This window comes from Asticcacaulis benevestitus DSM 16100 = ATCC BAA-896 (assembly GCF_000376105.1).
Taxonomy (GTDB): domain Bacteria; phylum Pseudomonadota; class Alphaproteobacteria; order Caulobacterales; family Caulobacteraceae; genus Asticcacaulis; species Asticcacaulis benevestitus.
On record NZ_AQWM01000061.1, the window covers coordinates 1 to 13858 of the forward strand.

Annotated in this window: 14 protein-coding genes; 10 read left to right on the plus strand and 4 right to left on the minus strand. The window is 53.8% G+C overall.

Annotated elements, in window-relative coordinates; translation table 11 throughout:
* Positions 1–12: 12 nt before the first annotated feature.
* The 10 genes from B060_RS0122570 to B060_RS0122615 all read left to right on the plus strand — a co-directional run bounded on the left by B060_RS0122570 (position 13) and on the right by B060_RS0122615 (position 10280).
* A complete protein-coding gene (locus tag B060_RS0122570) occupies positions 13–372 on the plus strand; it encodes a GntR family transcriptional regulator (protein ID WP_425303999.1) in 360 nt (119 codons plus the stop codon).
* Between the two features lie 532 nt (positions 373–904).
* Entirely contained in the window at positions 905–1180 is a 276-nt protein-coding gene (locus B060_RS0122575) for a BrnT family toxin (protein ID WP_026173080.1), read from the plus strand.
* Positions 1164–1433 (plus strand): BrnA antitoxin family protein, encoded by a 270-nt coding sequence (locus tag B060_RS0122580; RefSeq protein ID WP_236621684.1) that lies wholly within the window; start codon positions 1164–1166, stop codon positions 1431–1433. Before B060_RS0122575 ends, B060_RS0122580 begins: the two co-directional genes overlap by 17 nt.
* Positions 1434–1450: 17 nt before the next feature.
* Positions 1451–1690: a hypothetical protein gene (locus B060_RS0122585; protein ID WP_018084076.1), complete on the plus strand. Its 240-nt coding sequence runs from the start codon at positions 1451–1453 to the stop codon at positions 1688–1690.
* A 22-nt stretch (positions 1691–1712) separates the two neighbouring features.
* A complete protein-coding gene (locus B060_RS25705; RefSeq protein ID WP_155847956.1) occupies positions 1713–2378 on the plus strand; it encodes a hypothetical protein in 666 nt (221 codons plus the stop codon).
* A gap of 190 nt (positions 2379–2568) precedes the next feature.
* Positions 2569–3732 (plus strand): phosphotransferase, encoded by a 1164-nt coding sequence (locus B060_RS0122595; RefSeq protein WP_018084078.1) that lies wholly within the window; start codon positions 2569–2571, stop codon positions 3730–3732.
* Positions 3733–3805: 73 nt separating this feature from the next.
* Positions 3806–4906: a serine hydrolase domain-containing protein gene (locus B060_RS25710; RefSeq protein WP_157405703.1), complete on the plus strand. Its 1101-nt coding sequence runs from the start codon at positions 3806–3808 to the stop codon at positions 4904–4906.
* A 432-nt stretch (positions 4907–5338) separates the two neighbouring features.
* A complete protein-coding gene (locus B060_RS0122605; protein ID WP_018084080.1) occupies positions 5339–7771 on the plus strand; it encodes a TonB-dependent receptor plug domain-containing protein in 2433 nt (810 codons plus the stop codon).
* A 62-nt stretch (positions 7772–7833) separates the two neighbouring features.
* Positions 7834–9099, plus strand: coding sequence for an aminotransferase class V-fold PLP-dependent enzyme (locus B060_RS0122610; RefSeq protein ID WP_018084081.1), 1266 nt, complete (start codon positions 7834–7836; stop codon positions 9097–9099).
* 269 nt (positions 9100–9368) lie between these two features.
* The gene (locus B060_RS0122615; protein ID WP_018084082.1) at positions 9369–10280 is read left to right on the plus strand and encodes a tetratricopeptide repeat protein; all 912 of its coding nucleotides are present in this window, start codon (positions 9369–9371) and stop codon (positions 10278–10280) included.
* Positions 10281–10490: 210 nt separating this feature from the next.
* On the opposite strand, the gene B060_RS0122620 is transcribed toward B060_RS0122615, so the two are convergent.
* From B060_RS0122620 to B060_RS0122635, 4 genes are all read right to left on the minus strand, one after another.
* The gene (locus B060_RS0122620; RefSeq protein WP_018084083.1) at positions 10491–11003 is read right to left on the minus strand and encodes a hypothetical protein; all 513 of its coding nucleotides are present in this window, start codon (positions 11001–11003) and stop codon (positions 10491–10493) included.
* A 314-nt stretch (positions 11004–11317) separates the two neighbouring features.
* A complete protein-coding gene (locus B060_RS26360; protein ID WP_018084084.1) occupies positions 11318–12202 on the minus strand; it encodes a TniB family NTP-binding protein in 885 nt (294 codons plus the stop codon).
* Positions 12195–13574: a Mu transposase C-terminal domain-containing protein gene (locus B060_RS0122630; protein WP_018084085.1), complete on the minus strand. Its 1380-nt coding sequence runs from the start codon at positions 13572–13574 to the stop codon at positions 12195–12197. Before B060_RS0122630 ends, B060_RS26360 begins: the two co-directional genes overlap by 8 nt.
* An 87-nt stretch (positions 13575–13661) precedes the next feature.
* Positions 13662–13858: ATP-binding protein (locus B060_RS0122635; protein ID WP_018082993.1), on the minus strand; the 197-nt coding region annotated here is incomplete at its 5' end.

Here is a 13858-nt window from a genome sequence, read left to right on the forward strand (position 1 = left end):
ATCTATCTCGGTTTGTCGCCTGATACGATGGTCTATCGCTTTAGACGCGTTCGCTTTGCTGACGAAAAGGCCGTGGCGCTCGAATATACAACACTACTGCGCTGCTGTTTGCCATCGCTGGAATGCGTCACGAANTCGGTGTATGAAGCACTCGGNAAGATAGGNCAGCGCCCGGTGCGAGCCCTTCAACGTATGCGTGCTGTTAACTTTACCTGTGAGCAGGCCGATCGGTTGGGCGCTCAGCTGGGAGATGCGGGATTTTTTATAGAGCGTCTGGGATTTCTTCAAGATGGTCGCGCTTGCGAATTTACCCGATCCTATTATCGGGGTGATGCCTACGACATCGTCGCCGAATTGAACGATCTCAACTGACTACATCCCAATTTGCTCGACGTACTCCATTCATTTCCTCAATTGTTAAATGAACTCCATAGGACTGCAGCCATGAGCAAGACCAGAACGTCTCTCTAGCCCATCATGCGGCAAAGCCATGTTCAATTTTACCCTGTTCAGATCAGACAGGCCGACAATAGAACGTGAGCTTTCAAACGACCTGTCGGGCCTTCGATCGCAAGATTTTCGGGCGAAAATCTAATCACTGCAGGGGCATACAGCGAACGCGACGTTGAGCACTGGATACCACATCACGGCGACCCTTCAGGGAGATTTTTGCAAATCCGCAAACCTCACAAACATCAAATTACTTGATGCCCGTGATGGAAAAATCGACACAAGAGCCTATTTCCAGCCCGTATCGTTTATAGAGCTTGTTTTGCCGTAGAAATGAGCAGGAAGCATCACTATAATTGATGGGCAATGCCACCTCGTCCCCCCGATTAAGTGGCATTGCATCCCTTCCTTATGAAGAATTTGACTGTAGCTACACTTGTAGATACAATTGTATATGCACTTTGAATGGGACGAGGCCAAAAATACCGCCAATGTCGAAAAGCACGGTATCAGCTTTTCACAGGCTATCGCCATTTTCGATGATGTTGTGGTCAGCCGGATAGACGACCGCCACGAGTACGGCGAAGAACGCATCATCAGCTACGGATTGTTAGAGGCGGAGGTTGTCGTCACGGTGATTCATACCGACCGGAGCGGCGTTACCCGAATTATATCGGCAAGACTGGCCTCAAGCAAAGAAAGGAAGGCGTACTATGAAGCGATACGATAAACCGATGACGATTGCCGAAATGAAGGCCGTCAAAGACAGCGATATAGATTTTTCCGATATCCCGGAAGCCGATGCCAATTTCTGGGCATCTGCGAAACTGCGTATGCCGGATCGTCCAAAGACGGCGACCAACGTGCGGTATGATTCCGACATGCTTGAATGGTTCAAGGCACAAGGCAAAGGCTATCAAAGCCGGATGAATGCCGTGCTTCGCAGCTTTTACGAAGCGCATACCTCACAGACAAAACGATAGACATTATTCGGGGCTGCATGAGCGATGACATCATCCCCATAACCAATGATCTAAAGCGGAAACTCAATAGCGAGAAAACCCGTACCGGAATTTCCGCCATTATGCTTCTTGAGGGCGAAACGAATATCCCGGCTGGCCTTACCTCACGAACGATATACCGATGCCTTGGCGGCTTGAGCAAGACAGCTTCCTGCGCCCATCTCGATTATGTTCTGGTGAAGTGGGCGCAGTATGAGGACGATGCGAAGTCGCTTTAAATCGTCCCTGATGATGCCATGCTTGCAGTCCTTCTACCCATATTACCTATGTCGGGGGCGCGGCTGCTCTAAAAATGGAAAGTCCATACCTCGTGCCAAACTTGAAGGTGCGTTTGAAGCCATCCTGCGCTCATTGCAACCCTCCGCAAATTTGGTCGCCGTCATAAAAGAAATGTTCCGGGATATCTGGAACGAAGAACAGGGCACGTTGGATGATCGCCGGAAAGCTATGGCTGCTGAAATTCTGAAAACTGAAAAGAGCATAAGCCAATTGCTCGACCGAATTCTTGACTCCGATAACAAGACCGTCATTGCGGCCTACGAGAAGCGGATTAACGATTTCGAGATTCAGAAGACAATTTTAGCGGAAAAAATCGACGCACTTGGCAAACCTACGCGACCCTATGACGAACTTTTTCGAACGGCCATTGAGTTCCTAGTAAACCCTTGGAATCTTTGGAACAATGGAACCTCGGAGGAGAAGCGTATGTGCCAGAAACTGACCTTTGCCAGCAGCTTGAAATATAACCTTCAAGAAGGCTTTCGAATGACAGATTTGTCGTTACCTTTCAAACTCTTAGACTCGTTTTTCAACGAGAAAAAGTGTTCGGACCGATTAAGGCGCGCTCGCCAACCTACTGACTTCATTCAGATCGGTAAAAGCCGCCGGTTTGGACAGACGGCCTAGTGTGCGTTAAGACGCGTCAAAACGCGCAGATTTCGCGTTAAAGAACGGCAAAACGCGCACGCCCCTCGCAACCCTCTGAATTCAAAAGAAAACCGATCTACACTACAGTGCGCCTTCCGTGCTGCTGACAGCCATGCGATTAGTAGTCTGAAGTGAGTCCCGCGCCAGGGCCACAGTGACAAGGGCAACGATGAACGAATATAGGTCTCTCGACGAAGGCGAAGTGACTAGGTTGGCCGAAGACGCGCTATTGGGTGCATTCGGGGTGCCTGTCCGTCTTTCGCAAATTGAGAGGATTAGCCGCGAGGATCGTCGCAATCTCGTTTTGCGCGCGAAGGCGCATTTTGGCCGAGACGTTCGCGCTGTTATTATCAAGGCGACGCGCCTGGCGTCCTACTGTGCCACGTCGGCAACTGCCTTCATCGACTCTGGTCTCGTCACGGAATGGACTGCCAGGGAAGTCCTGAAACAGGCTGATGCAAATGTGCACTCGCCCCTGCTTGCCGGCGATGCTAGGAATGGCATTATCGTGTTTGACGATCTAGGCGCCCAGCTTCCATCCCTTGTAAAGTCATTGCTAGAAGGCACCGCCCTGCAGGCCGAAGCGGATTTAGCTGCCTACGCTTTCGCCATGGCCCGGTTGCATGTAGCGACTGTCGGCTGCCTGCAAGATCATCAAAAGGCCCTGGCGTCAGCCTTTCCCCACGCCACTGCACCGGGGTTATTGGCTGCGGACTGGCTTGAGCAGCCTCTCCCCGAACTGGCCGGCCAATCGCTGCCTTCGGAAGAATTGGATGCGATCCGACGCCGTCTGGCCAACCCCGGCCCTTGGTTGGCCTTGGTCCATGCGGACGGCTGTCCCGACAATGTCCTTCTGGATGCAGGCAAGGCCAGGCTCATCGATTTCGAATTCTCGGCTCCAGGCCATATGCTACTGGACGCGGTCTATTGGAGGGTCGGCTTCCCCTCGTGCTGGTGCGCTGGCATGGTGCCGGACGAGGTCGCTAATAGGATCGAGAGAGTCTATAGAGATGAAGTAGTCAAAGCTCTCCCGGTCGCAGCGCACGAGCAGGCTTTCGTCTTGGAAATGACGACCGTCATAGTGGCGCGAACCGTGTTCAGCCTGCACTGGATGCTTAATGACGCGTTGGCGGTGGACAGCGTCTGGGGCACCGCTACTCGGCGTAGCCGCATTCTCTGGTACCTGCAGGTCGCAATAAATGCCTGTGAACGAGCAGGTGCATTTCCGAAGTTAAGTGCAACCTTGGTAATCTGGCTTTCCCACCTTCACCAGGAATGGCCAGCCAGCGAAAGCCTTCCAAATTATCCCGCGTTCAGGAACTTTACGACGTAGCGCTGTGGATATGAGATCAGAATCTGGCTTACATTTTCCGCGCCAAGTTCGTATGACGCCTCGACGAATTAAAATGGCCGCCATGGACACTCGAATGAAAGCGAAGTTTTTTGCGAGCATCGTTGCGACGATGGCTGTTTTCGGTGCGGCGCAAGCACAAGGCGTCCCAGACGCGGCACGCATCGATCAGGTTATTCAGGCGCATGTCGCGAAGCACCCGTTTATGGGTACGGTGCTGGTGGCAAAGGGCGGTACCGTCATACTCGACAGAGCCTATGGATACGCCAGTCTTGAGACTATGGCGCCGATGACGACGGATACATCGTTTCGTATCGGATCGATGACGAAGCAGTTCACTGCTGCGGCCATCCTCCTGCTCGATGAGCGCAAGATGCTGAAGACAGGCGACCTGATCAGCAGTTACCTCCCGAACCTGCCTGCCGACTGGAATGCCATCACGGTACACGATCTTTTGGCCCACACATCGGGCATAGCCAACTTCACAAGCCAGCCTGGGTATACGACATTGCAGACCCACGCCGTGTCTCCCCAGGACGACCTGGCCCTGATACGCGACAAGCCGCTCGACTTCCGGCCTGGTAGCCGTTGGGCCTATAGCAATACCAACTATATCCTGCTGGGCATGATTATCGAGAAGGTGAGTGGCCAATCGTATAAGGACTTCGTTGACGTCAATCTCATCCGGCCAGTTGGTATGGCAGAAACCTTCGTTGCAACAGGTTCGGGCGCGCCTCCATTACAGGCCAACGGTTATCTCGAAGGAAAGCATGGCCTTGAAAAAGCAGCCTATGTGGATATGAGTGTGCCCTATGCCGCCGGCGCCATGGTGTCTACGACCCATGACCTGCTGCTATGGGAAAAAGCGCTTTTCGGCGGAAAGGTGCTGTCGCAGGCCACATTGGTGAAGATGACGACGGTATATAAGTCCGGATATGGTTATGGGTTGTTTATCCATCCCGCGCGGGAACGCAACACGATCGAGCACGCCGGTAATATCAACGGCTTCAATTCTGCAATGGCCTACTATCCCAACGATGACCTGATCATTATCGTTCTCGACAATATCGAGGGCACGGCTGCGGACGATATTGAAGGGAAGATCGCGAGGCTATTTTCGAGAGCGATTTCCGATAAGATGGACGCCGGCGGATAGTAATCTTCGGCGCGAATGTTCTTTGCGGCCCACACCTCACCAAGCAATCATGGAGCTCGATCAAGCCGAGTTTAAAATTCGCCTGTACGTTCTCGTTTTCGGCTCAGCGGCGCCGCCGCACCCTGAGCCCTAACCCCCGAAAATTCTAGTTTCGGGTGGCCAAGAAACGGGGAGCACGTCAACCCCCGGAAATTCTAGTTTCGGGCGGCCAAGAAATGGGGAGCAGGTCACTGGAGGCTGCGTGCGTCGACAAGTTGGTGGGGGGATCACGAGCTAATTCATATATGAACTACAAAAGCATCACTTGATTGTTGCAGTCGACGGCTACCCCGCCGTCATTAGCGCGTGCCTGTCACCTGCTGAAGATCGTCATTTACACACGCCAACCGTGCCACTGAACTATCGGCCTAGCTTGGCGAATGAGGGGTTATCATGTCCACGTATCACCGCGTATTCCTGCTGTCTTCCTGCACAATGGCCGTCCTTGTGATGAGCTTGTCCTCCAGCGGGTTCGCAGAGGCTCAAACCGTTACAGCCGACACGACGCCTGCAGAGAGTGACACGCTTGTTGTTGTTACCGGCACCCGCGACAAAACGCGCACCAAATTTACGACTTTGACGCCGGTGGATGTCCTCACTGCCAAGGATTTGCATGATGGCACCTCCAGCCAGTTGATCGACAATCTCGCCCAGGTCATACCCTCGTTCAATGTCCAAAAGCTGCCGACATCCGATGGTCTGCAATTTATCCGCCCGGCGCACCTTCGCGGCCTGTCGTCCGATCAGACGCTCGTGTTGATCAACGGCAAACGCTTTCACCGAACCGCCTTCCTCGGTCAGCGCGGCGCGCAAGGTCCGGATCTGGCCCAAATCCCGAACTTTGCCATCGGACGCGTTGAAGTCCTACGTGACGGCGCATCTGCCCAGTATGGGTCAGATGCTATTGCCGGCGTGATCAATATCCAGTTGGACCAAAAGCCGGGTTTTTCAGCCTACACTCAAGGATCTCAGTATTTCGCGGGTGACGGCGCCAATCTGCAAGCGGGCATCCGTGCCGGTTTCGCCCTTGGTGACGGCGGTCATATCGTCGCGACGGCGGAATGGTCCGATGCGGCGGCTACGTCCCGCACCCACCAACGCGCCGACGCCGCCGCGTTCCAGGCCGCCAACCCCAGCCTCACCATCCCCAACCCGGTTCAGCGCTGGGGCAAGCCGGAGCTGACGACCTACCACTACGCTGTCGATGCTATGTTGCCCATTGTTGGTGTCGGAGAACTGTACGGTTTTGCCACCGCATCGACCGGCAATGGCGTTAACGATATCAACTGGCGCATTCCTAGCGCCACAAGCAATGCCGCCGTTTACAAGACCGTTCCCTCCATCTTTCCGGGCTGGGACCTGAGGTCGATCTACCCCACTGGCTTCACGCCACATGAAGCGGTCGACTACACGGATTATCAAACCGTCGGCGGTCTGCGCGGCCATTGGGGCGAAGCGTTCGACTGGGACCTGAGCGCCAGCTACGGCCAGAACGAAACCAAGTTCTTCCTGTACAATTCGATCAATGCCTCCATGGGCCCCAACAGCCCGACCGACTTTTACCTCGGCACGCAGAAGCAGCAGGAATTCAATCTGAACGCCGACGGCGTCTACCACCTGGACGTGGCAACCCTTCCTGAGCCGATCAACGTCGCCTTTGGTGTCGAAAGCCGCAAGGAAACCTATTCGGTCGCTGCCGGCGACGCGGCCTCCTATGCCGTTGGGCCGGGCGCTAATGCGGGCCTCGCCTCGGGCTCGAACGGCTTCCCGGGTTTCAGCAATCAACAGGCCGGCAAGTGGGACCAGACCAGCTATGCCGCCTATATAGACACCGAAGCCAGACTGACCGAAAAATGGACACTGGGTGGCGCACTGCGCTATGAACACTATTCGGAATTCGGCGAGACGACGACTGGCAAGCTGGCAAGCCGTTACGAGTTCACGCCGGACGTGGCGGTACGCGCCTCCTATTCAACCGGCTTCCGGGCGCCAACCCCGGGCCAGGTCAATTCGCTCAGCACGTCTCAGGGACTGGACACGGTGACCTTGCAACTGTTCACGTCCGGGCGTCTGTCGCCGCTCAATCCGCTGGCGGTGGCCCTGGGCGCGAAGCCGCTGCAACCGGAAACCTCGAAAAGCTATAGCGCCGGCTTTGTCTGGAAGACCGGTTTTGGCCTGTCGGGCTCGATCGACGCCTATCAGGTCGATGTGAGCAAACGCTTCTCCAGTTCGCCCTCCATTACCCTGACCGCTGCCCAGAAAGCCAGCCTGGTGGCCCAGGGCATTCCGGGTGCCGCCAACTATACCTCTGTCTTCTGGTTCACGAACGATTTCGACACCCGCACCAAGGGCATCGATATCGTGACCAGCTATAACCGTCCTCTGTTCTCGGGCCGTCTGGACCTGAAGCTTGCCTATAATCACAATGAAACCAAGGTGACGTCGGGCTCGCTGAATGCCAACCCGACCCAGAAGCTCCTGTACGAAGAAAATCTGCCCAAGGACAATGTCACACTGGCAACTACCTTTACCAAGGGCGCGTTCGAGTATCAGGTTCGCGGCCGCTATTACGGTAGCTGGACTGACTCCTCCGGAAATTCGACAGGCGATATCTACCAAACCTTTGGTGGCATCACCTTCTTCGATGCGTCCGTTACGTACTCTATCAATCCGAAGCTATCCCTTCGGGTCGGCGGCGAAAACATATTCGACACTTATCCGGATAAGGCCGTCTTCCAGGCCAGCCGCGGCATCGAATATTCGCGTAACGCGCCTTACGACACCGATGGCGGACAATACTATGTTCGTCTGAACGCCCGCTTCTAAAACGACCCCCTAACCTTGACGGGTGGCCTTCATGGACCACCCGTCTCTTTTTTAGGACCCAAATGAAACGTCGTCAGTTCTTGGCCTCCGCCCTCTTGGGGGCCGCAAGCGGTGCGCTGCCGCTGTCCCAATCGCTGGCGGAAGGCGCGATTGACACCTCGCCCCATTACGAAGCGGGCTGGAGCCAGATTGCCTCGGCATTTCCAGCGCGGCCGCAGACCGGCGTGGTCAATCTTGAATTTGGCGCTTTCGGCCAGATGCCGGTACATGTTGCGGCGGCGTTTGACGCCTACAGTGCAAAAGTAAACGCCGAGGGTGCCTATTTTACGCGCCGTGATTTTGCCCCCTATTTTCAGGGGCTTCGCAAACGCATCGCTGCGATGATCAATGCCGATCCCGGCGAAATAATGCTAACGCGAAACGCCACGGAATCCTTGCTTAGCCTGATCGGTGGGTATAATCGCCTGAAAAGTGGCGACGCCGTCCTGATCAGCGATCATGATTATGACAGCATGCAGGCAGGTATGCGCTGGCTGAAGACAAGGCGTGGCGTAGAAGTCATCAGCATTAACCTGCCGAACCCGGCTACTTACCAAAACCTGATTGACACTTATGAGCAGGCACTAAAAGAACACCCGTCCATTCGTCTGGTATTGCTCACGCATATTGGTCACCGTAGTGGTTTGCGCCTCCCTGTTAGCGACATCATAGCCATGGCGCGTGACAGAGGCGTGGACGCGATTGTGGACAGCGCGCATGCCTGGGGCCAGGGGGCGATCGACGTCAAGGCGGATGGCTTCGTGTTTGCGGGATTTAATTTGCATAAATGGCTAGGCGCCCCGATTGGGGTCGGTGCCGTTTATATTAGGGCCGATCGTATTACCGACATCGACACCTATATGGGGCAGGAGGATAGTGCAAAAGATCCAATTTACGCACGCATACATACAGGCACTGCCAATTTCGCCGCACAGATGGCAGCAAATGATGCGCTCGACTTCCACAAATCTATTGGTTCAGACGTGTGCGGTGCGCGTTTCACGTACCTTAGAGACCTATGGGTTAAACCGGCACGTGAATTCAAATCAATAGAGGTCCTGACACCAGACGACACACGTCTTCATGCGGGAATTACGTCATTCCGTCTTATCGGCGATAAATCACCCGAAGCCCATGCAAACCTCGTCAAGCGATTGCTTGAAACGTACAACATATTCACAGTCATGCGAACCGGTCTCTCCGACGGCGCTTGCATACGCGTCACGCCAGGCTACACAACGACATCAGAGGATATGGCAAGGCTGCTGGCAGCGCTGAAAGCCATCTAGGCTGGCTCTATCGCGACTTTTTTTCAGTCGCACGAGAGCTGATTCCGGCATGCAAAATAAAAATCGCGCCCGTCGCCTGCAGCGATGAGCAAGGCCAGAACTTGCCTCTAGCCCATCATGCGGCAAAGCCATTTTCGATTGTACCCAAAACGGTATTCAAGAAGGCAGCACTGGTCTCGCCCGCCAGTGTCATCTCCAGTTGCATTTAGGACGGAAGAGCGCCAAGACTTTGGTCCAAAATCTCGCAGCAATCCATAAAGGCCCGCATCGTGATCAAGCAGCATAAGGCGCGGTGGCAAACTCTTCTCGTTGCCGTGGCCCTATCTATCTCAGTATCAACGCCCTGTCTGGCCGGTTCGGTTTTCTTTCGCCAAATGGAAGCCGTCGATTTCTGCCGGCAGCAAGCCGCGACAAATTCTAGCTCGCCCGAAAAGCAGTTCTGTGATGGCGTCTTTGCCAACGAGGAAGATTATACCGGAGCGAAGGGAAGCGCGGAAATTCATCATGCCGCAGATGAGGGATATGTTTACGCGGCGCTCTACCTTGGAGAAGATTACTATTACAGCGATATTCCCGCAAACCAGGAGAAAGCTGTATATTGGCTTGAAAAGGCTGCTGAACTTGACTCTCCGCAGGCCCAACTCTTGCTCTCGCATGTAATGAGTACTGGCACTATAAATACCAGACCGGACAATGAAAAAGCGCTCTATTGGTTGCACAAAGCTGCCGATGCCGGATTCGGCAATGCTCAAGCCGCCTTAGGGTACGATTATGCCCACGGTATATTGGTGCCTCGGGACTTGAATCAAGCCGTCAAATGGTATGACCGTGCATCCAAGGCAGATCGGGACACCGAGACCTTGGTTGCGATGGATTTTATAGTCGGAGACGATGATTTCCCCAAGGATGTTAAGCACGGGGTCGAGCTTTTGACCGATGCCGCACAGGCTAATTATGCTCCGGCTCAAGTCTATCTTTCGGAGGTTTATCGCACCGGTATGGGTGTGGCACCCGATCTCGTAACCGCCGACATGTGGTTTCTGGTCGCTATGAAGACGGGACAAGATGTGCCTACCCAGACAAGTCCTGCGGAAGCCGCTATGACACAGGCACAAATCGCCGAGGCGCACGCGCTTGCGGAAACCAAATACGCCCAGCTAGTTGGTTCGAAACAGAAGTGAAATGTTGCCCTGCGGCGCTTGCGCCAACAGGTAAGCCGAGTTTAAAATTCGCCTGTACGTTCTCGTTTCCGGCTCGGCGGCGGCGCCGCACCTTGAGCCCTAACCCCCGGAAATTCTAGTTTCGGGTGGCCAAGAAATGGTGAGCACGTCACTTCTCGAAAAAGGAATCGGCGGCATTTGAGCTGAAGCGAACCACTAATCGTCAACCGCCTAAACTCGGATGTTCTTTTGTATGCACTTCGTTGCGCGCTTTTCCCTGTAGAAATACGCGACATTGAAGGGCGACTTTTTGTGGTTGCCCTTACCTAACGATGGCCAGTCCCGATACCGTTCAATATCTGCGTCACTAAACGGCTTCGCCGAAAAGTCCAAAAGGATCAAGACTGCCAACCCCTTATGCTTCATTAGCTTTTTTATCTCGGTAGCATTGTGGAGGTCGGATAAGAACCGCTTCGAATCTTTAGGTCGACGAACGGCCAGTTCAATCGCCACATCGCCGACAACGAAATCAATGCTGCCCTCACCTGTTAGAGTGCCCGGCAGGCTTGATCGCACTTCCGGCGCCACATCCCAAAAATATCCAAGCAAGTAAGTACGCACCAACGGAAGCAGTTCTCTTTCGCTCATTTTATTGAGAGGGAGTGTCTTGCGGAAATCGCGGCTGTGGAGCGCTTCGTAGAAGAATTCGAATGCCTCGGTGACCTCTTTAATGGTAACAGACATAATTCCCCCTATTGACTGACGTTAGAACGCCGAAACCGCGCAGCCGCCAACGCGCGTCGGTTGCCCTTATGCGCTCGATGTCGCAAGCTGCATCCTGCAGGACTGAATATTAGAGTAATCCGAGTCGGCCCACAGAGTCTCGACACGGAGCTCAGGCCGACGACTTCAGATGTCTGAGTTCAGCCAGTTTTTAAAGCAGAGACGCGTGGCTTTTTACTCAGGCAGCCAATAGACCACACTCTTTCGCCGACTACGAACCAGAGCCGTCGCCTGACGTCGAGGTCGAATAATTTCCAAGACGATCCTTTCGGGCGTTAAAGTTCGGAATCCAACCCTTCGATGTAAATCGTTTGATCGGGCTCTTCATCGGAAGTTGAGCCGCCTGCTGCCGTTCCTATTTCCAGCACCTGAATCTGAGTTTCCAGCTCTGACTCAACGCTAGCGGCAATTTCTCGGAAGCTTTTCAGTTTCTGCAACTGCCCCTGCAACCTCTTCTTTTTCCTCTCGTTCGGGGAATCTGGAGTTTCGCCTTTTCGGAGGTACCGGATGACAGCTATGTCAGGAGCCCATTTGTCACCGAGTTTGGCGGCCATAAGCTCCTTGTTGCTGGTGAAAAGCAGCGAAGCGTCTTCCGTCCCGAGAAACGCCATGGGACATACCTGGTTGTTCAGGAAGGCTTTCAAAGCATTGATAATCTCTCTCATATTTCTGTGTCCGGCGAGGTGATGGATCTCATCGAGAATGATGATTTCCACTTGATAATGCTTGAGCAACGAAATCAGCCGCCGCTTGAGTAAATGCGCGGTGCCGCGGTCAGACACCGGGTCTTTCAATTCATCCAGCATAGTGATCATGAGCTGCTTTGCTGTGGTCGCATTTTCAAGGGAGACATAGAGGATGGGAAGTCGTTCTTCGCCTATTGGAACCTGTACGTTAACGCGGTCTCTATATCGTTTGGCCACGGTAGACTTACCTGTCGAAGAAGGCGCAAGACACCTCAATGCCCTTTGTGGTCTTCCTACCGTTTTCAAACCGAGAAGTCGAAGCGCGTCGATAGCGCTTTCAAGCTTCAAGTGATGTGGCGTATTGATAAAAACAGCTGAAAATCTGGCAACCGCATCGGTGGCCTCCTCATTTTTCGCCGCTGTGTAATCAAGGTTGAGCAGGCCCGTTTCGGGCATAATACGCATATTATTCATAGTCGTACCCCTTCCAGTCTGAGTCCGTGAAATCAACGGATTGGTTATTGTCTTGGTTGTTGATTTGAGCTTCGCGCTCGCCATAAGCCTTGCGCCGTTCAGTATTCACTTGGCGCGTCTTTGCAGCCTTCGCCGCGCCGCGCCTGGCACCCTTTGGTGGAGCGCCAGCGTCGGACTTTCTGGATTGTAACGGTTCGTGAGGCAGGAGTGAAATGCCAGTGATCGACGTGAGACCAAGGTCATCAAGCTTCTGTTTGGTGCCTGACTTCGCAGCCAGACGCGCCAAAGATTTGCGTTGCTTCTGAACCAGGCCTGGCGTGACCTGATAAATCTTGTTTTCTAGACTTAGCCGTGCCCTGAGACGTTGCTCAGTGGTCGAGAAGCGAAGACCTTGTGCTTCCAGGTGTGCCTCAATGCTTTTATGCTGGTATAAAGTCAGGCCGCTTGCGTAGCCCGGATCGGTACAAGGGAGCCGAAGGTACTCATGGTCGAGCGGGTGATAAAACCATATGCAACCGAGATCGTGAGGGTTGTATTTGACCTTCAGCTTCTGGCGCCTGTCGAAGTTTTTTACTGCAAAAGACTCAAGCGTCTGGTTAGTCGTGGGCCCATGATTGTACATTAAGCCGTGAATCTGGATGCCATCCCGAGCCAAAACTCTAAGCTCCGTCACCGCGAGCATCGAGTCGACCCGATCCAGATCGTACAATACTGGAATCCCGTATTGCACCGCGTCTTGCTGCCAGACATGTGCTGGCGGTAGCCCCCTTAATCCGGTATGCCCGGCGATATGGTAGGCATGGATTAGATGGTCGATGATCTCGTGCAGGGCGTTGAGTGTGAGGGACGCTGTGGGCTTATAGTCGCCCCCGCGTTTCGCCTTCTGCGCCTGATTTAAAGTCGTGCCTTCGAGGCTGCGGAACCCCATCGAATTCAGAGTTCCAAAGAGGCGTTCGACAAATGGTTTGGCCTCAGGCGTCTTCACCGGTGGAAAGATCAGGACCACGCCGATATCGTTCATCGCATCCTGGGTGCTTATGCCCGTAAATTCCATCGCGTTGTCTAAAACGACAACTGACGGCAACCCGAATATATCTTGGAGGATCGGGAATTCTTCGCTGCCGATACAATTAATCTTAGGCGTGAGGCATCGTTTGAAACACTGGGCGAACGTACCAAAGCTGGGCGGATCGAAGCTTATATAATAGCCCAGGATACAGCGGCTTTTGACGTCGATAACGGTGGTCAACGTTGGACGACCTATTTCAGCGCCGCTGATGTCGTCGCGGATCAGGACGTCAATATATGTGTGATCACCTTGGACTGTTTCTAGAATCCGCGCGACCTGAGGTAATTTGCCGACAGCCTGCATGGTGTTGATTATCACCTAAAACTGACCCAGGTTTCTCATCGAGAAGTGACCCACCTTTAAGGTATAATCCTGTGGGTCAGTATTTGGTCAAGTCACAGTTTTCTCCCTTCTCGATTTTACCGTTGCCGTGCTGGCTTTGAAGCGGAAGCTGTCGTTGCCGGTTTCAAGGATATGGCAGTGGTGCGTGAGCCGATCGAGCAACGCCGTGGTCATCTTGGCGTCACCAAAGACACCGGCCCATTCGCTGAAGCTGAGATTGGTCGTTATGACGACACTGGTCTGTT

Excerpts from the sequence above, each read along its gene's own strand:
- B060_RS0122575 (WP_026173080.1), top strand. The coding sequence starts at position 905 with ATGCACTTTGAATGGGACGAGGCCAAAAATACCGCCAATGTCGAAAAG.
- B060_RS0122580 (WP_236621684.1), top strand. The coding sequence starts at position 1,164 with ATGAAGCGATACGATAAACCGATGACGATTGCCGAAATGAAGGCCGTC.
- B060_RS0122585 (WP_018084076.1), top strand. The coding sequence starts at position 1,451 with ATGAGCGATGACATCATCCCCATAACCAATGATCTAAAGCGGAAACTC.
- B060_RS0122595 (WP_018084078.1), top strand. The coding sequence starts at position 2,569 with ATGAACGAATATAGGTCTCTCGACGAAGGCGAAGTGACTAGGTTGGCC.
- B060_RS25710 (WP_157405703.1), top strand. The coding sequence starts at position 3,806 with ATGGCCGCCATGGACACTCGAATGAAAGCGAAGTTTTTTGCGAGCATC.
- B060_RS0122605 (WP_018084080.1), top strand. The coding sequence starts at position 5,339 with ATGTCCACGTATCACCGCGTATTCCTGCTGTCTTCCTGCACAATGGCC.
- B060_RS0122610 (WP_018084081.1), top strand. The coding sequence starts at position 7,834 with ATGAAACGTCGTCAGTTCTTGGCCTCCGCCCTCTTGGGGGCCGCAAGC.
- B060_RS0122620 (WP_018084083.1), bottom strand. The coding sequence starts at position 11,003 with ATGTCTGTTACCATTAAAGAGGTCACCGAGGCATTCGAATTCTTCTAC.
- B060_RS26360 (WP_018084084.1), bottom strand. The coding sequence starts at position 12,202 with ATGAATAATATGCGTATTATGCCCGAAACGGGCCTGCTCAACCTTGAT.
- B060_RS0122630 (WP_018084085.1), bottom strand. The coding sequence starts at position 13,574 with ATGCAGGCTGTCGGCAAATTACCTCAGGTCGCGCGGATTCTAGAAACA.